We start from the raw sequence: 16,826 nt of genomic DNA, 5'->3' as shown, positions 1-16,826 counted from the left end.
GGAAAGGGCTCTCCTCATACCCCCATCCCTGGCTGATGCCTGATTATTGGCAATTCCCCACCGTTTCCATGGGGCTGGGTCCCCTGCAGGCGATATACCAGGCGCATGTGATGCGTTATATGTCGGCGCGTGGCATGTCTCCGCGAGGTGATCGAAAGGTGTGGGCATTCCTCGGCGATGGCGAGTGCGATGAGCCGGAAACCCTGGGTGCTATTCTCTTGCTGGCAGGGAGCATCTGGAAAACCTGATCTTTGTAGTGAACTGTAATTTACAGCGTCTGGATGGGCCGGTGCGCGGTAATGGCAAGATCATTCAGGAGCTGGAAGGGGTCTTTCGCGGAGCGGGCTGGAACGTCATCAAGGTCGTCTGGGGCGCCTCTGGGATCCATTGTTTGAGAAAGACCAGACGGGCCTGTTGCAGCAACGGATGGATGAAACCTGCGATGGTGATTACCAGAACTACAAGCACAATGGTGGCGCCTATACCAGGGAACATTTTTTTGGGGCCTATCCGGAGCTGAAGTCATTGGTTGAAGATCTCAGCGACCGGGACATTATGTATCTGAACCGGGCGGACACGATCCCTACAAGGTTTATGCCGCCTATGCTGAGGCGTTGGCCCACAAAGGCCAACCCACCGTGATTCTGGCGAAAACGGTGAAAGGTTACGGGATGGGCGTGGGTGAAAGCGTCCAATGATACCCACTCCATCAAGAAACTTGATCTGGAAGGACTCAAACATTTCCGTGATCGTTTCGGAATCCCGATTGCGGATGACGATCTGGAAAAGGTGCCCTATTACCGGCCACCTGAAGACAGCCCTGAAATGATGTATATGAAAAAGCGGCGCGAGTCGCTGGGGGGCCGGTTCCCTCACGGCGGGCGGATTCACATCACTTGGAGATACCCCGCCTTGGAGGACTTTGACAAGTTGCTTGAGGGCAGTGGGGATCGCAAGGTATCCACTACCATGACCTTGTGGCGACAGCTTGGGGTCTTGGCAAAGACAAAAAAATCGGCGAGCGGTTGGTACCCATTGTGCCCGATGAAGCCGAACCTTCGGTATGGAGGGCATGTTCAGGCAATTGGGCATTTACTCCTCAGCGGGCCAGAAGTATGTGCCCCAGGATCGCGACCAGATCATGTACTACAAGGAGGACAAGCGCGGCCAGATTCTTGAAGAAGGGATAACCGAAGCCGGCGCATTTTCCGCGTGGATTGCGCTGGCGACAGCCTACAGCAATTACGATTGCCCTATGATCCCTTTCTATGGTTTTACTCCATGTTGGCTTTCAGCGCATCGGTGACTTTGCCTGGGCTGCGGGCGATATACAGGCCCGGGGGTTTCTGATCGGGGCGACCTCGGGGCGAACGACGTTGAATGGCGAGGGCCTGCAGCATCAGGATGGGCACAGCCACCTGCTGGCCAATACCGTGCCGAACTGCCGAACCTATGATCCGGCGTATGGCTACGAGCTGGTGGTGATTATCCAGGACGGTTTGCGGGCGATGTATCAGGATCGGGAAAACTGCTTCTATTACATCACCACCATGAACGAAAATTATGAACAGCCCGCTATACCAACGGGGATTGAAGAGGGTATCGTCAAGGGAATCTACCTGTTGGAAGAGGGAAAGAATACCAAGCTGAGGGTTCAGCTGATGGGCGCCGGGCAATTCTGAATGAAGTCCGGGCGGCAGCAGAGATTCTCAGGGATAAATTCAAGGTGGCAGCGGATATCTGGAGCCTGACCAGCGTCAATCAGCTGGCGCGCGACGGGCAGGCGGCTCAACGCTGGAATCGAATGCATCCCGAGAGCGAGCCGAAGATACCTTACATTACTGCGCAATTGCAGGACAAAAAGGGACCTGTGGTAGTGGCCACGGACTATGTCAAAACCTATACCGAACAGCTTCGCGCCTTTATTCCTGCCAATTACCATGTGCTGGGTACAGATGGCTTCGGTCGCAGTGATAGCCGTGAAAAGCTGCGCCATTTCTTCGAAATTGACCGTTATTTCATTGCGGTGGCGGCGCTGGGTGCGCTGGCCGATGAAGGAAAAATAGAGAAATCCCTGGTTGCCAAGGCTATTAAAGAGTTCGGCCTTGATCCGGATAAAGCCAATCCACTGTGCTGTTGAAAACGAGAATAAACTGTGACTTCTGAAACAATCCTGGTACCTGATCTCGGTGGCGCTGATACGGTCGACGTCATTGAGCTATGTGTTGCGGTGGGTGATACCGTGGCACTGGAGCAATCCCTCATCGTATTGGAGTCCGATAAAGCCACCATGGATGTCCCGAGCCCCCAAGCGGGCCAGGTCAAAAAGCTGTTGGTGAAGGAGGGAGACAAAGTCAGTGAAGGGTCCCCCATCCTCGAAATCGAGAAAACGGCGGATGAAACGGATTCAGCAGAAGAGTCAGCCGCTTCGGGAGAACGGGACGACGCTCCACAGCCAGAAGATAAGGACGAGCCCCCTGAGAGTGCAGAGGAAGAAGACTCCGAGTCTGAAGCTGTAGACAAGCCTGACAAACAGGCTGAGCCTTCCGCAGCTAAAGGTCCGGCTGCTGAAGAAGATGTGCTGGTGCCAGATATTGGCGGTGCCGATGCGGTTGAAGTCATCGAAGTTATGGCAGCCTCAGGAGACCAGTTGGCCGAAGGCGATGGCATCCTGGTGGTGGAAACGGATAAGGCCAGCATGGAATTGCCGGCACCCTTTGCCGGGGAGTTAGTCAGTGTAGCGGTTAAAGTGGGTGACAAGATCGCCACTGGAGACAAGATTGCCCGCATGAAAATAATGCTGGATTCGGATCAACCCGGCACCACCGATAAGACAGCAGAGCCTGATGAAAAGACAGGCGCGGACAGCGCGTCCAGCCCTTCGGAAAAAAAGGTCAGTGCCGAGTCTGACTCCTCTGAAACCGATATTTCTTCCGGCAAAAAACCGGACGTGGCAGAAGCGCCTGTGGCCAGTGAGGAGTCTTCCAAACCGGATGCAGCGTCAACAAGAGATGATGTCGCAGCCGCGGAGGTCTATGCTGGCCCCGCCTCACGGGCACTGGCCCGAGAGCTGGGTGTTGATTTGCGGAAGGTTTCCGGTTCTGGACCGCGCAATCGTATTCTCAAGGACGATCTGCAGGAATATGTCAAAAATGCGGTGGCAAAGTCAGAAAATGCTGCTGTCTCCGGCGCAACAGGCGCGGGAATTCCTCCCATACCCACGGTGGATTTCGCCAGATTTGGTGAAATTGAGATGGTGCCGCTGCAGAAAATTCACAAACTGACGGCTGCAAACATGCAGCGTAGTTGGCTCAACGTGCCTCACGTTACGCAATTTGATGAGGCCGATATTACGGAGCTTGAAGCCTTTCGCCATACACTCAAGGCCGAGGCCGAGAAAAGGAACTCACGCCTTACCCTGCTGCCATTTCTCCTCAAGGCCTGTGGCCATGCCCTGGCGGTCAATACCTCGTTCAATCGCTCTCTCGCCAGTGATGGCGAACATTTTGTCGAGAAAAAATATATTCATATCGGTGTGGCGGTTGATACTCCCCGGGGGCTGGTCGTGCCGGTGATTCGCGACGTGGATCGAAAGGGGCTCTGGGAGCTGACCGATGAAGTCAATGAAATGGCAGTCAAAGCCCGCGAAGGCAAACTGTCAGCCGCTGAGATGCAGGGTGGCTGTTTCACAATTTCCAGTTTGGGGGCCATCGGTGGCAATGGTTTTACACCGATTGTGAATGCGCCCGAGGCGGCCATCCTCGGCGTTTCGAAATCCCAGATCAAACCGGTCTGGGATGGAGCAGAGTTTCAGCCGAAGCTGATGTTGCCGCTGAGTGTTTCCTATGACCACCGTATTGTGAATGGTGCCGATTGTGGCCGTTTCTTTACCTGCCTCGTTGACGTGATCGCCGATATACGCCGGTTGTTGCTGTAGGCCTGACGAGGGCTCAACAAAACGTTGTCTTCCTCAACCTGGATGGGGAAGACAACGTTTTGGAACTGATCGCCCATCCCGGGTTCTAAACTCTGAGTTATGTGCCAATAACGGCGTGCCGTATTTGGCCTGTTCAAGTGACCAGAGAAACCGCTATGGCAATTCAACGTTTCCACCTGATTTTCTGCAGTTCTGTCATCATTGCCATCTTTATGGCTCTGTTACTCTCCCCTGTTGTCGCGGCCAAGGAAAACCTGTTGAGTGAGTCCGATCAGCAGGCGGTGCAACAGGTGATTGAGGGCCAGATTTCGGCTTTCAAAACCGATGATTACAATACCGCCTACTCTTTTGCTGCGCCGAATGTCAGGCATGCATTCCCGTCGGTCCAGATGTTTATCGAGATGGTACGCAGTCAATACATGCCGCTCTACCGACCTGTATCTTATCTGTTTGGCAGAAATACCCTATCGGAAGGCCGTGTTTACCAGGAGTTGATTGTCACTGACCCCAATCGCCAGTTATGGCAGATTATTTATACCCTTCGGCAGCAGGACGATAAGACCTGGAAAGTAACGAATGTTGTGATGTATCCCTATGACGGTGTATCCGCCTAGATCAGCGTTGCATATTGTTGCGACGTATTGCCGTTGTGAAATCGGCATTGTCGGTTGACTGATCCCGGTGTGTAAATCGGGTGACATTTCCAGCGCTAAAAAAACCGGGCTTTTCAGCCCGGTTTTTTTAGCCCGATTGTCCTCTAAAAAATTACTTTTTCGCCGGTCGTGAACCGCTTCGTTTTTGGGCGGTTTCCGGTTTTCTGGCCCGTGGTTTGCCACCAGGTTTGGTTTTCAGTGACAGCTTTCCTTTCGATGGCGGTGGTCTGTGACCACTTTCTCCTCCAAGGGGGCTGAGTTTCATCGGCTGTTGGCAAACCCTGACCTTGTTTTTCAGGTGATTGAGCAATTCAGGTGGCATGCCTTCGGGCAGGTCAACTGTACTGTGATCATCATACAGTTTGATCTGTCCGATATAGCGGCTTTCAATGTCGGCTTCGTTGGCAATGGCGCCGACGATATCGCCGGGCGTAACACCGTGATTCTTGCCGACTTCCATCCGGTATGTGGTCATCTCAAACTCGCCGAACTCGTCGCGTTGCTTGCGCTTGTCGGTGGGTCTTTCCTTGCGTTTCTGGCTGCGGTCACGGGGTGAAGCATCAGGTCTTTTGTCGCGACCAATGGATTTTTCGTGGCTGGCCACTTCAATTGACGCCAGTTTTGGAAAGAGCGGACGCTCCTGCTGCAGTTGCCATGCCATAGCCGCAGCGATATCAGACATGGAAAGTTCGCGGTCGTGCGCCATTCCTTCCAGCAACTCACGAAAACGGTCGAGATCCTGGGTATCGAGATTGCGCAGAATCTGCTCCTGGAACTGCTGAACCCGCTGGGTGCTCACCTGTTCGCCAGTGGGCAGCTCCATTGACGTCACCTGCTGACCTGTTGACTTCTCAATGGCGCGCAGCAGATGCCGTTCTTTGGGGGCGACAAACAGGATCGCGCAGCCCTCCCGACCGGCGCGACCGGTGCGACCAATCCGGTGGACGTAGGATTCATTATCGTAGGGGATATCGTAGTTGACCACGTGGCTGATGCGATCGACGTCCAGCCCCCGCGCTGCCACATCGGTGGCAACGACGATATCCACATCACCTTTCTTCAGTCGATTGACGGTGCGCTCGCGCAGGGCCTGACTCAAATCACCGTTCAATGCCGCAGCAGAGAACCCCCTCGCCTCCAGTTTTTCAGCGAGTTCGACGGTAGTGGACTTGGTGCGCACAAAAATCAGCATGCCATCAAATTCTTCCACTTCCAGAATCCGGGTCAGAGCATCCAGTTTATGGCGGCCCTGTACCATCAGGTAGCGTTGGCTGATTCGTTCCACGGTACGGGTTTTGGCGGCGATACTGACTTCCCTGGCATCGCCGAGGTATTTCTTCACCACACGGCGTATAGCCGGGGGCATGGTGGCCGAAAACAGTGCGCGCTGACAGGTGGAAGGGGTTTCCGCCAGAATGGTTTCCACGTCGTCAATAAAACCCATACGCAACATTTCGTCTGCTTCGTCCAGCACCAGTGCGCGGAGTTTGCTCAGATCCAGACTGCGACGTCGCAAGTGATCCAGAATACGCCCCGGGGTGCCGACAATCACCTGTACTCCGCGCTGTAATCCGCGCAATTGGCCGCGCATATCCTGGCCACCGTAAATCGGCAACACGTGAAAGCTCTTCAGGTGACGCGCGTACGTCTGGAAAGCTTCGGCAACCTGAATGGCCAGTTCGCGGGTGGGGGCCAATACCAAAATCTGTGGTGCTGACTGGCTGCTATCCAGACGGCTCAGTAATGGTAATGCAAAGGCTGCGGTTTTTCCGGTGCCGGTCTGTGCGATACCGAGCAGGTTGGCGCCTTCCAGCAGTATCGGAATGCTCTGGGCCTGAATGGGAGAAGGTTGTTCATAACCGAGTTCCTGAACAGCCTGGAGCACTGGTTTGGAGATGCCCAGTGATGCAAAATCGGGGGAAGACATAAATACGCCTGTATGGCCGTAGGCCGGATGAAAATAGGGGCGCAAGTATACGCGTATCGCTATGAGGGATAAAGAATTTTCCCGTTCCCGGTAGGTTGATGTGAACTATTTTGGTCTCGCCTCCAGCAGTCTGTCCAGCACATTGGCAAACTGCTGACGCTCGGTATGACCGAGGTTGCCGGGGCCACCTTTGACCTCGCCGGTATTGCGCAATTCTTCCATCAGGTTGCGCATGGCCAGCCGCTGGCGAATATTTGCCGGGGTAAAGTGTTCCCCCCTGGGACCAATGACCTGTGCACCCTTATCAACGGTTTCCGCCGCCAGCGGAATATCTCCGGTGACCACAATATCGCCGGGCAAAACCTGTTGAGCTATATAGTTATCCGCCACATCAAATCCACTCTCTACCTGCCGGGCTTTAATCAGTGGTGAATGGGGTACCTTCACCAGGTGATTGGCAACCAGTGTCAATGGAACCTGGCAGCGCTGCGCCGCCCGAAAAAGGATTTCCTTGATAGGGTTTGGGCAGGCATCGGCATCGACCCAGATATGCATTGGAACTCCTTGTTTCGGGCTAGCCAATCAGGCCGCTTTTCAATGTCAGGTGCAGGGTCAGCGTAATGACGATGGCACCACATAGATTGATCCAGAATCCGGCTCTGGCCATTTGGGGAATACGGATAATATTGGCGCTGAACACAATGGCATTCGGTGGTGTGGCCACGGGCAGCATAAAGGCAAAACTGGCGGCAATGGTAGCCGGAATGATGATAGCCAGTGGGTCGATGCCCAGTCCAATAGACATGGCTGCAAAGATGGGCACCAGCGTGGTGGTAGTGGCTGTGTTGCTGGTGAGTTCGGTCAGAAAGATAACCAGCGTTACTACCAGCAGTGTCATAACCAGTGGTGGAAAGCCCTGAACTTCCGCCAGTTGCAGTGCCAGTAGTTCTCCAACCCCGGTGCTGCTGATGGCGCCTGCCAGCGCCAGGCCGCCTCCGAATAGCAGTAACACGCCCCAGGGCACCCGCATTGCAGTATTCCAGTCCATCAAAAATTCACGTTTTTTCAGGTTTGCCGGAATAGTGAATAGTAACAGGGTGGCGATGATGGCCACGCCGGTATCACTGAGTCCACCTAGCCAGGGCAGTTTTGTCAGCAGTGGCCGGGCAACCCAACCCAAAGCCGTCAACAGAAAAATAACAAGGGTTAATCTTGCGCCAAGGGTCCATGGCTCGGTAGGTTCGTGGAGAAATTTGTTATTGATGGGCGTTTTGCCCGGTGGGTATATACAGTGGGTCAATAGCCACCAGGTGAGTGGCACAAAGATTACTACCAGAGGCAGGCCGATGCTGAGCCAGCGGGTAAAACTGATTTCAATACCGAGCTCTCTCTGGATAAACGAGACGGTGAACATATTTGGCACTGTGCCGATAATAGTGCCTACGCCGCCGATCGAAGCAGCATAGGCCACTCCCAAAAGCAGGCAAAGGCTGAAGTTTTCACGGTTGGGCGCACCTTTGTCGAGCAGTTGGATAATGCTGAGCAGTATCGGCAACATCACCAGTACGGTGGCTGTGTTGGTAATCCACATGCTCATGGTGGCCGAGATAAACATGAAACCGCCCACCAGGGTTGCCGGCTTGGTACCCACCAGCCGTAATATCGTAAAGGCGAAGCGGCGGTGTAAATGCCATCGCTCCAGTGCCAATGCCAGGATAAATCCTCCCAGAAACAGGAAGATCATCGGGTGGGCATAGGCTTTTGCAGTGGCATTGATATCACTGGCCCCGACCAAAGGCAGCAGGGCGAGTGGCAAAAGTGCCGTCGCATAGATAGAAATGGCTTCTGTCAGCCACCAGAGGGCCATCCAGGCGGCCAGACCGGCAGTGGCCCTGCCTGCTGGGCCGAGCACAATCAGTTTGTTATCCAGAGAGAGAACCTGATCGGGAACTACCGTAAACACCAGTATGCCCAGCAGGGGGCCGGCAAGGAGAGCTAACAGGCGAAACTGGCCGAGCCACAGAGTCGGGTTCATAGTCGGGTGCTTATTTTTATTGGAAAACCGAGCCTAGCAGGCTTTGATGCACAGTTTAAGCGCCTTGTCCTGGCAGGTTTGAGTCTCTCTTGCCTCTCAGCCAATAATTTTTTCTTTCAGGGCGCGGGCAAACATTCTGGCCTTCGATGGATAGGCAAAGTGTTTTGGGCGGGTTGCCCGGATGCCTTCACTGAAGGCACTCTGTCGGCTGTAATCAATGAGGATGTCAATCATCACCGGCCTGTTTTCTGTCGCCAGAGAAAATGCCGTATCGAGGGCCGATTCAATGTCGTCGTTGTCTTCAATGGTCACGTATTCACAACCGATGGCATGCGCAAAAGACACCCAGTCCGCTTCGCCGAGCTTGATCATCTGTGTTACCTGGCCGGGGAGTTGCCGGATCTCGCCAGATACCTCCCCATCGTTGAACAGGCAGTAAATGACCCCGAGCTGGTACTTGCTGGCAGTGAGCGCTTCCATTCCCGTCATCATCATCGCGGCGTCACCCACCAGGCCGATGACTGTGCACTTTGGATGGGCCATTTTCAGTGCGTTGGCTGCGGGCACACCATACCCCATGGCATTGAAATCGCCGGGACAAATAAACCCACCGGGTTGATGAATTGGCAACAGTTCCGCAGCCAGAAACATGTGGTTGCCATCGTCGCAGGCCACCAGTGCATCATCAGGCATGTGCTGTCTAAGCGCGGTAAAAAAACGGGCCGGATTGACCCGTTTTCCGGATTGTTTCTGCCAGTCGGCCAGATAATTCCGTTTGTCGGTAGCGATCTTCGTGAGCAAAGGGTTGTCAGGTGCTGAAGTTGGCACATGTTTTTTGATCACCTCCGTCAGTGCTGCAGCAACGTCGGCCGCATCGCCGAGCAGGGTCAGCTCCGCCGGGTAATTGGCATTGAACACCGCCGGGTTGATATCCACATGGATCAAGGTTTTCGGCATGTTTAGACCGTAGTTGCCAGTGGGTATTTCCGAAAAACGGGTAGCGATTGCCAACAGACAGTCACAGTTGGCAAAGGCGTGTTGTGCCGCTGGTACTGCAGCAGGGCCAAAGCCCATGCCGGTATGCAGGGGATGATTGGCGGGAAACACGCTCAGCCCCTGCAGGGTAGTCGCCACCGGGGCATTCAGGTGGGACGCCAATGCCTGTATTGACTCACTTGCTTCGCGAGCACCCCAGCCAATCAAGATTCCCGGATGTTCGGCCTTTGCCAGCATCTCGGCGGCCAGCTCGATGGCGGCCATATCCAGTGGGGGGGTGATGCGATGCCCATCGAAAACGGGCAGGGACCCGTTTTCGATGCTGTGGGTTTGCAGATTAACCGGAATTTCCACAAATACCGGGCCGGGTTCCCCTTCTATTGCGGTGCGGTAGGCCTCAAAAATGGTGGGCACAATGTCCGAGAGGTGTTCTACCAGATAGGTTGCTTTGGTGATCGGGGTCAACAGGGCACGGTGGTCGATATCCTGTCGCTGAAAACGGTGATTGGTCTGGTAATCAATACCACCTGCAATGACCAGCATTGGAATGCCGCCGAGAAACGCTTCTCCAATCCCACTTGCTGCATGGGTGACGCCGGCACCGGGGATAATCAGCAGTGTGCCAATCGACCTGGTTGTACGACTGATGGCATCGGCCATAAAAGCAGCTGAAGCCTCGTGGGTCACCAGGGAGGGGGTGATGGTGTCGGACTGTTGGAGTTCAGTATAAATAGCCGTATTGTGAAAACCGGGTATCCCGAAGGTATGCGTGACCCCGATCTGTTCAAGTGCGTATCGAGTGAGCCAGGCGCCGGTCTTTTTCATTCGTCTCCCCAGATATCCTGAACTGCATACGGCTTGATGCTATGAGACGCGCGGGCCCGAGTCAACGTGGTAGTGTGGCGTTGTTCCCTGTCATCCGGTTTTGGCAAACAACCTCAGCTGATTGCACCGGTAGTTCTCACCCGTTTGGCGCCTTTGGTGACCGGTAACTGGCGCATCATCCTGCGTCGCTCAATACGACCGTCGATGACATTTTTCAGGGCGATCAGCATACCGGCCACCAGAAAAGCGCCGGGAGGCAAAATGATCACTAGAAACCCGTAACCATTGCCAAATAATTGCAGAGCCCAATTTTCCGCTATGGGGCCGAACAGCAGGTGCATGTTGGCAAACAGCGTGCCACTGCCTAGGATTTCCCTGATAGCCCCGATTGCAAGAAGCACCAGTCCGAAACCGGCACCCATCATCAGTCCATCCAGTGCGGAAGCCCCCACAGGATTCTTGCTGGCAAATGCCTCGGCGCGTCCCAGGATGGCACAATTGGTGACAATCAACGGGATAAAAATACCCAGGATGACATACAGTTCATAGGTGAATGCCTGCATCAGCAATTCCGTGCAGGTGGTAAATGTGGCAATAATCATGACAAAAGCCGGAATCTTGACCGCTTCGGAAACCCGGTGGCGAATCATTGACACGACAATATTCGACCCTACCAGTACCAGCATGGTGGCAAGACCCAAACCCAGGGCATTCACCACTGAGCCTGTTACGGCCAGCAAGGGGCAAAGGCCAAGTAACTGAACCAGTGCAGCATTGTTTGTCCACAGGCCATTGCGGGTAATGTCGCGATAGCTGGTTTCATCCGCCATTTTTGGCATCCTCTTTCGCTGGTGGTGGGTTCGAAACAGGCCGTTGAGCGGCTTTCAGTAGTTGCTCCCGGTTTTCCTTGAAATATTGCAGAGACTTGCGCACCTGATTAACCACGGCCCGGGGAGTGATTGTGGCACCGGTGAACTGGTCAAAATTTCCGCCATCTTTTTTCACTTTCCATTTGTCTGGGGTCGGGTTGCGAAGTGATTTTCCGTTGAAGCCCAGAATCCAGTTACTTTTGTTCAGATCGACCTTATCTCCCAGGCCGGGTGTTTCCCTGTGTGAAATCACTCGAACCCCAGCCACTGTACCATCCATATTGATACCGATAATCATCTGAATGTCACCGTTGTAACCATCCCCGGCTACAGAGGGCAGTATGACGGCGACCGGTTCATCACCCTGACGGGCGATGTTGGCTACGCCCTCTTCGACCCCGAGCATTGGCCAGAATTCAGCGGGGATGGCCACGGTATCCACCAGCAAATTATTGGTGTGTCTGTCCAGCGGGACGATTTCCAGTAGGGCGCGCTTGGCCACCTCCCGTTTGGCCTCGGCGATGGGTTCCTCCGTCCTGAGGTAGGTGACCGATAGCAGCGTTGCAGTAATCAGGGCAAACACGCCCAGCAGCAGGCTGTTGAAACTGATGGACCTGGCCAGTGAAGCCATGCTCATTCCTTTTTCTCCGTAGCCCGGCGGGATTTTTTGTGGCCATAGGTCCGGGGCAGCGTGTAATTGTCAATCAGGGGCGCGGCAAAATTCATCAATAACACTGCGAAAGCCACGGCATCCGGATAGCTGCCCCAACTGCGAATAATGAATATCAGCACCCCGATAAGAGCACCGAAAATCAGTCGGCCACGGTTGCTGGTGGCGGAACTGACCGGGTCGGTCAGAATAAAGAAAGCGCCCAGCATGGTGCCCCCAGAAAGCAGGTGCATGAGGGGTGATCCGTGACTGGCGGAGCTGCCGCCGTCATAAAACAGCGCCGCACAGAGACTGAGACTGGCCAGCATGGCAACCGGACCGTGCCAGGTAAACACCCGGCGATACAGTAAAAAACAACCCCCCAGTAAAAAGCCCAGATTGACCCATTCCCAGCCGGCCCCAGCCCAGCGGGCGAGACTGAACAGAGGGTCCTGCTCGTACAGTTGGGCGATCAGCAGACCGCTGTTTTGCCGGAGGGTGTCCAGTGGCGTTGCAGCGGTAAAGGCGTCCACCGTTCCAGCGCCGGGCAGTCCAAGGACGATTTGTAATGAGGCCAGAAACCCTGGTGGAGAGACGCCCTCTGCATACAGCGGTAGTGGTGCCGGCCATGCGGTCATCTGCACGGGAAAGGAAATCAGCAGCACCACGTAGCCCACCATGGCGGGGTTAAACGGGTTATAGCCCAGTCCACCGTAGAGGTGTTTGGCGATCAGGATAGCGAAGCTGGTGCCGACAACGACCACCCACCAGGGTGCCAGGGGCGGTAGGGCCAGTCCCAGCAGAACGGCGGTGACCAGTGCACTGTTGTCGCCCAGATAAAACATCACCGGGCGCTTGCGAAGACGCATCACCGCAGCTTCGCAGAGTACGGCTACGGAGCCAGCCAGCAGAATGTTGATCAGTGAGCCCCAGCCGAAAAACAGGGTCAGTGCGATCAGTCCGGGGGTGGTCGCGAGCAGTACCAGCCGCATCACCGAGGCCGTGCTCTGGGCCGTGTGCGCATGGGGTGATGTGATTTTAAGCAACGCCATAGCGGGATCCGGTCAAGGGTGATATTCAGCGAGCTGTTGCTCGGCTTCGGTCAGTCTGACCTGCAGCTTTTCAGAAGCGGTACGCAGGCTGTCCACATGTTCGGAGCGCTCTGCTTCCGCCTCTCTCAGTTTGATACGGGCTTTCTCCAGCCGGCTTTTCAGGGAGGCCACGGTTTCGCGCAGTTTGTCTTCCTCTGACATGCTGGCCAGTTCTGCCACCCGTGCCTGTGCACGGGCAATGGCCGATGAGGCCGCATCAGCTGTGTCGTCATCGGCAGTCGATGGCTGGGCAGTGATGGTGTTCAGTTGCTGTTGTGCGTCCAGTAGCTTGTTCTGTAATTTCTCCAGGCCAGCCTGCAGGGCATTGACGTGCTCCGACTCGCCGGCCCGTGCCTCATCCAGTTTTGCTTTGGCTTTTTCAATGCGGCCCTCCAGAGCAACCACAGCCTGACGGAGCTGTTCCTCTGCCGGGAGATCGCGGGTGGCCGCTGCGCGGGCCTGAGCCCGTGCAATCGCGTTAGCCGCCGCATCGGTAGTTTGCTGAGTGACGGGCGTCCCGGGCGCATTGTCCGGGAGTGCCGCCAGCGCCTGCTGTGCGTCGGCCAGTTTGGCCTGTTGCTTCTCAAGACCGCTTGTCAGGGCAGCCTTCAGTGTCTGATCATCGCTTTCGGCAATCTTCTGCCGGGTGACCGCAATCCGTTCCTTGCAGCTGGCAATTTTCTTTTCCAGAGTATCCCTGGGGCTGGCCTGTAGCCGTTCCATCACTTTATCGGTATCCGATGTCCCTGCGGTATTGTCCAGCTGGGCCCGTTTGCTGCGGGCGTCCTCGAGTCGCCGCCGGGCATCTTCGACGGCCGCCAGGGCCTGTTCCTGTTGCTGCTCCGTGCCTTCCTTGCGGATGGTCTCCAGCCGTTTCTCAACTGAATGCAAGTGACTTTCTGCGCGGGCAATGCCGCGCTCCAGTCTGGCCTGCTGCTCTGCGGGAGAGGCCTGATACTCGGCTGCACGTGCCATTGCGGTCTTGACAATGTCCCCGCTTTCCTGGGGTTCGTCGCCGCGCCCGGCAGACATCGCCTTGGCCTGTTCAGCTGCCTGTTTGCGGGCTTCCCGCTTGGCAGCTTTGGCCATTTCTTCCTGCTCCTTGCGGGCTTTCTGGAACTCGAATCGCGCTCTGGCCCGATCGGATTTGATTTTATCCTGTGCCTGTTTGCGAATTTCACCTTTTGAGGCACGGTAATACTGCACCAGAGGGATATTGCTCGGGCAGACATAGGAGCAGGCACCACATTCAATGCAGTCGAACAGATTGTGGGCTTCCAGCCGCTCGTGGTTGTGGGACTGGGCATACCAGAATAGCTGCTGAGGAAGCAGGCTGGCGGGGCAGGCTTCCGCACACATGCCACAGCGAATACAGGGCTGGGCCGGTGGTGGGGTCGGGGCTTCTTCCCGCGACGCGGCGAGGATGCAATTTGTGGTTTTGATGACAGGTATGTCCAGGTCGGTGAGCGTGAAACCCATCATCGGACCACCCATGATCAGTCTGGAACAGTTGTTTTCATCAAAACCGTTATGGGCCAGCAGGTGCGTGATAGGTGTTCCGATCAACACCTCATAATTCCGGTTGGTTGAGCAGGCCCGTCCGGTTACCGTCGTAATTCGGGAAATCAGTGGCTCGCCGAAATGAATTGCCTTTTGTACCGCGAAAGCCGTGCCCACATTCTGGCAGACAATGCCTATGTCAGCGGGTAGTCCACCGCTGGGAACTTCGTGGCCGGTGAGAATCTGAATGAGCTGTTTCTCGCCGCCGGAGGGGTAGCGAGTGGGGAAACTGACCAGCTGAATGTGGGTGTCCCGGACAAAGGGCTCCAGTGCCGCGCGCGCCTCGGGCTTGTTGTCCTCAATGCCGATCAGTACTTCTTCCGGTCCGCCCAGGATATAGCTGAGGATCTGGATGCCCTCCACAATGGCTTCCGCCCGCTCGCGCATCAGCATGTCGTCGGCAGTGATATAGGGCTCGCACTCCGATCCGTTGATAATCAGGGTGGTAATGGTTTTGCGCGGAGACAGTTTGACTGCCGATGGAAAACCGGCACCACCGAGGCCGGCAATGCCAGCGTGGCGGATCATTTCCAGTAATTTGGCCGGGCTGTAGTCCTGAAAGGCGTACGTCGTATCGATGCCGGCATGGTCAATCCACTGTTCCTGACCGTCGGGGATCAACGTGATGCAGCGGGCCGCCATGCCCGAGGGGTGGGGGATCGGGTACTCACTGATATCGCTGATGGTGCCCGATGTGGGGGCGTGAACACCGACACTGACCAGTCCGCTGGGTTCGGCGAGCTCCTGTCCCTTGAGAACACGGTCTCCGGTGGCCACCAGCAGTTTGGCGGGGGCGCCGATATGCTGGTTGAGCGGGATGACCAGTTTTTCCGGCAAGGGGAGGACGCCAATCGGTAACTGTACCGACTGGTGCTTGTTTTCCGGAGGGTGGACGCCGCCGATCAGATCCCAGACCTTTCTCATGCCGCTTTGCCTCCCCTGTCCGTGGCAATGATCTCGGCAGGGTGTCTCTGGGCTTTAATCTGTTCCTCTGCGGGCGGTGGCATATCCCAGGTCCAGTCAGACAGACCCTGGGGCACCGGGATCATATCAATGCAGTCCACCGGGCAGGGTTCCACACACAGGTCGCAACCGGTGCACTCACTGGCGATGACGGTGTGCATCATCTTGGCTGCGCCGAGAATGGCATCCACCGGGCAGGCCTGGATACACTTGGTGCAGCCAATGCATTCGTCCTCGCGGATATACGCCACGGTTTTGACATCATTTTCCTCGCCGTGCTCGGCATCGAGCGAGGGGGCTTCAACTCCCAACAGGGTGGCCAGTGCATTGATGGTGCTTTGGCCGCCCGGAGGACATTTGTTGATCGCATCGCCATTGGCGATAGCCTGGGCATAGGGTCTGCAGCCGGGATAGCCACATTGGCCGCACTGGGTCTGGGGTAACAGTTCGTCAATCTGTTGGACGATGGGGTCGCCTTCTATGCGGAATTTAATGGCGGCAAAGCCCAGCACGGCACCAAATACCAGTGCCAGCCCCACCAGTGCAACCAGTGCGGCGATCAGTGGATTTTGCAAAATCAATTCAATCACGCAGAACCCCTATACCAACCCGCTAAAGCCCATGAAGGCCAGCGACATCAAGCCGGCGGTAATCATGCCGATGGCGGCTCCGCGAAACGGGGTCGGTACATCGGCCACCGCCAGTCTTTCCCGCATGGCGGAAAATAGGATCAGTACCAACGAAAAGCCGATGGCGGCACCAAAACCATACAGTGTGGACTGGAACAGGTTGTGGGCCTTGGCGGTATTCTGGAGTGCCACCCCGAGCACCGCACAATTGGTGGTGATCAGCGGAAGAAATACCCCCAGAACCCTGTACAGCAGAGGGCTGGTTTTTTCGATAAACATTTTGGTGAATTGCACTACCACTGCGATGACGAGAATGAAGGAAATCGTTTTCAGGTAGGTCAGGCCCAGCGGCTGTAGAATCCAGGTATTCACCAGGTAGCTGGACATAGCGGCGAGTGTCAGCACGAAAGTGGTGGCCCCGGCCATACCAATGGCGGTCTCCAGCTTGTTGGAGACCCCCATGAAAGGGCACAGGCCCAGAAACTGGACCAGAACAAAGTTGTTCACCAGGATGGCGCTGATCAGAATGACGGCAAATTCCTGCATTTCGTCCTGTCTCGCATGCGATGGGAAATAATGTATACGCCAGCCATTATAACGGCCTGTATTACTGACTAATAAGCATAAAACGTGAGCTGTTTAGTTTATTTGGCCATAAGGCATAGCGTTTAGTGATATGGCGGCGTCGCTGT

12 protein-coding genes and 1 pseudogene are annotated in these 16,826 nt (G+C 55.5%); 3 read left to right on the top strand and 10 right to left on the bottom strand.

All coding sequences use genetic code 11. The annotated features are described in order from the left end of the window. From aceE to U740_RS11735, 3 genes and pseudogenes are all read left to right on the top strand, one after another. Positions 1-2,140, top strand: a pseudogene (gene aceE / locus U740_RS12215) (pyruvate dehydrogenase (acetyl-transferring), homodimeric type); the annotation flags it as partial. 15 nt (positions 2,141-2,155) lie between these two features. After that, on the top strand, positions 2,156-3,937 hold the full coding sequence (gene aceF / locus U740_RS11740) for a dihydrolipoyllysine-residue acetyltransferase (RefSeq protein ID WP_036860922.1): 1,782 nt from the start codon (positions 2,156-2,158) through the stop codon (positions 3,935-3,937). 155 nt (positions 3,938-4,092) lie between these two features. Then, complete coding sequence (locus U740_RS11735; protein WP_051921555.1) at positions 4,093-4,551, top strand: DUF4864 domain-containing protein; 459 nt, start codon at positions 4,093-4,095, stop codon at positions 4,549-4,551. 151 nt (positions 4,552-4,702) lie between these two features. Here U740_RS11735 and U740_RS11730 read toward each other — a convergent pair whose 3' ends face one another. From U740_RS11730 to rsxA, 10 genes are all read right to left on the bottom strand, one after another. Further along, positions 4,703-6,517 carry a DEAD/DEAH box helicase gene (locus U740_RS11730; protein WP_036860921.1) on the bottom strand — a complete coding sequence of 605 codons (1,815 nt, stop codon included), beginning with the start codon at positions 6,515-6,517 and terminating at the stop codon, positions 4,703-4,705. Between the two features lie 105 nt (positions 6,518-6,622). Next, positions 6,623-7,072: a YaiI/YqxD family protein gene (locus tag U740_RS11725; RefSeq protein WP_036860920.1), complete on the bottom strand. Its 450-nt coding sequence runs from the start codon at positions 7,070-7,072 to the stop codon at positions 6,623-6,625. Positions 7,073-7,091: 19 nt separating this feature from the next. Continuing rightward, positions 7,092-8,552: an SLC13 family permease gene (locus tag U740_RS11720; RefSeq protein ID WP_036860919.1), complete on the bottom strand. Its 1,461-nt coding sequence runs from the start codon at positions 8,550-8,552 to the stop codon at positions 7,092-7,094. A gap of 96 nt (positions 8,553-8,648) precedes the next feature. Further along, positions 8,649-10,373 (bottom strand): thiamine pyrophosphate-binding protein, encoded by a 1,725-nt coding sequence (locus U740_RS11715; RefSeq protein ID WP_036860918.1) that lies wholly within the window; start codon positions 10,371-10,373, stop codon positions 8,649-8,651. Between the two features lie 113 nt (positions 10,374-10,486). Beyond that, positions 10,487-11,203, bottom strand: a complete 717-nt coding sequence (locus U740_RS11710) for an electron transport complex subunit E (protein WP_036860917.1) — start codon at positions 11,201-11,203, stop codon at positions 10,487-10,489. Then, on the bottom strand, positions 11,193-11,879 hold the full coding sequence (gene rsxG / locus U740_RS11705) for an electron transport complex subunit RsxG (RefSeq protein WP_235189873.1): 687 nt from the start codon (positions 11,877-11,879) through the stop codon (positions 11,193-11,195). Before rsxG ends, U740_RS11710 begins: the two co-directional genes overlap by 11 nt. Next, the gene (gene rsxD / locus U740_RS11700) at positions 11,876-12,943 is read right to left on the bottom strand and encodes an electron transport complex subunit RsxD (RefSeq protein ID WP_036860916.1); all 1,068 of its coding nucleotides are present in this window, start codon (positions 12,941-12,943) and stop codon (positions 11,876-11,878) included. The genes rsxG and rsxD overlap by 4 nt, the downstream gene beginning before the upstream one ends. A 12-nt stretch (positions 12,944-12,955) precedes the next feature. Then, on the bottom strand, positions 12,956-15,466 hold the full coding sequence (gene rsxC, locus U740_RS11695; RefSeq protein ID WP_036860915.1) for an electron transport complex subunit RsxC: 2,511 nt from the start codon (positions 15,464-15,466) through the stop codon (positions 12,956-12,958). Next, positions 15,463-16,095, bottom strand: coding sequence for an electron transport complex subunit RsxB (gene rsxB, locus U740_RS11690; protein ID WP_036860914.1), 633 nt, complete (start codon positions 16,093-16,095; stop codon positions 15,463-15,465). The genes rsxC and rsxB overlap by 4 nt, the downstream gene beginning before the upstream one ends. Before the next feature lie 9 nt (positions 16,096-16,104). Next, positions 16,105-16,680 carry an electron transport complex subunit RsxA gene (gene rsxA / locus U740_RS11685; RefSeq protein ID WP_036860913.1) on the bottom strand — a complete coding sequence of 192 codons (576 nt, stop codon included), beginning with the start codon at positions 16,678-16,680 and terminating at the stop codon, positions 16,105-16,107. Between the last annotated feature and the right edge of the window lie 146 nt (positions 16,681-16,826).

Source organism: Porticoccus hydrocarbonoclasticus MCTG13d, assembly GCF_000744735.1.
GTDB classification, from domain to species: domain Bacteria; phylum Pseudomonadota; class Gammaproteobacteria; order Pseudomonadales; family Porticoccaceae; genus Porticoccus; species Porticoccus hydrocarbonoclasticus.
Note: the sequence above shows the minus strand (reverse complement) of the source record. Positions and strands in the feature narration are given on the sequence as shown.

What these genes read in the sequence shown, in the direction of transcription:
- rsxG (WP_235189873.1), bottom strand. Translation starts at nt 11,879, where the DNA reads ATGAGCATGGCTTCACTGGCCAGGTCCATCAGTTTCAACAGCCTGCTG.
- U740_RS11715 (WP_036860918.1), bottom strand. Translation starts at nt 10,373, where the DNA reads ATGAAAAAGACCGGCGCCTGGCTCACTCGATACGCACTTGAACAGATC.
- U740_RS11730 (WP_036860921.1), bottom strand. Translation starts at nt 6,517, where the DNA reads ATGTCTTCCCCCGATTTTGCATCACTGGGCATCTCCAAACCAGTGCTC.
- rsxA (WP_036860913.1), bottom strand. Translation starts at nt 16,680, where the DNA reads ATGCAGGAATTTGCCGTCATTCTGATCAGCGCCATCCTGGTGAACAAC.
- U740_RS11735 (WP_051921555.1), top strand. Translation starts at nt 4,093, where the DNA reads ATGGCAATTCAACGTTTCCACCTGATTTTCTGCAGTTCTGTCATCATT.
- rsxC (WP_036860915.1), bottom strand. Translation starts at nt 15,466, where the DNA reads ATGAGAAAGGTCTGGGATCTGATCGGCGGCGTCCACCCTCCGGAAAAC.
- U740_RS11720 (WP_036860919.1), bottom strand. Translation starts at nt 8,552, where the DNA reads ATGAACCCGACTCTGTGGCTCGGCCAGTTTCGCCTGTTAGCTCTCCTT.
- U740_RS11725 (WP_036860920.1), bottom strand. Translation starts at nt 7,072, where the DNA reads ATGCATATCTGGGTCGATGCCGATGCCTGCCCAAACCCTATCAAGGAA.
- rsxD (WP_036860916.1), bottom strand. Translation starts at nt 12,943, where the DNA reads ATGGCGTTGCTTAAAATCACATCACCCCATGCGCACACGGCCCAGAGC.
- U740_RS11710 (WP_036860917.1), bottom strand. Translation starts at nt 11,203, where the DNA reads ATGGCGGATGAAACCAGCTATCGCGACATTACCCGCAATGGCCTGTGG.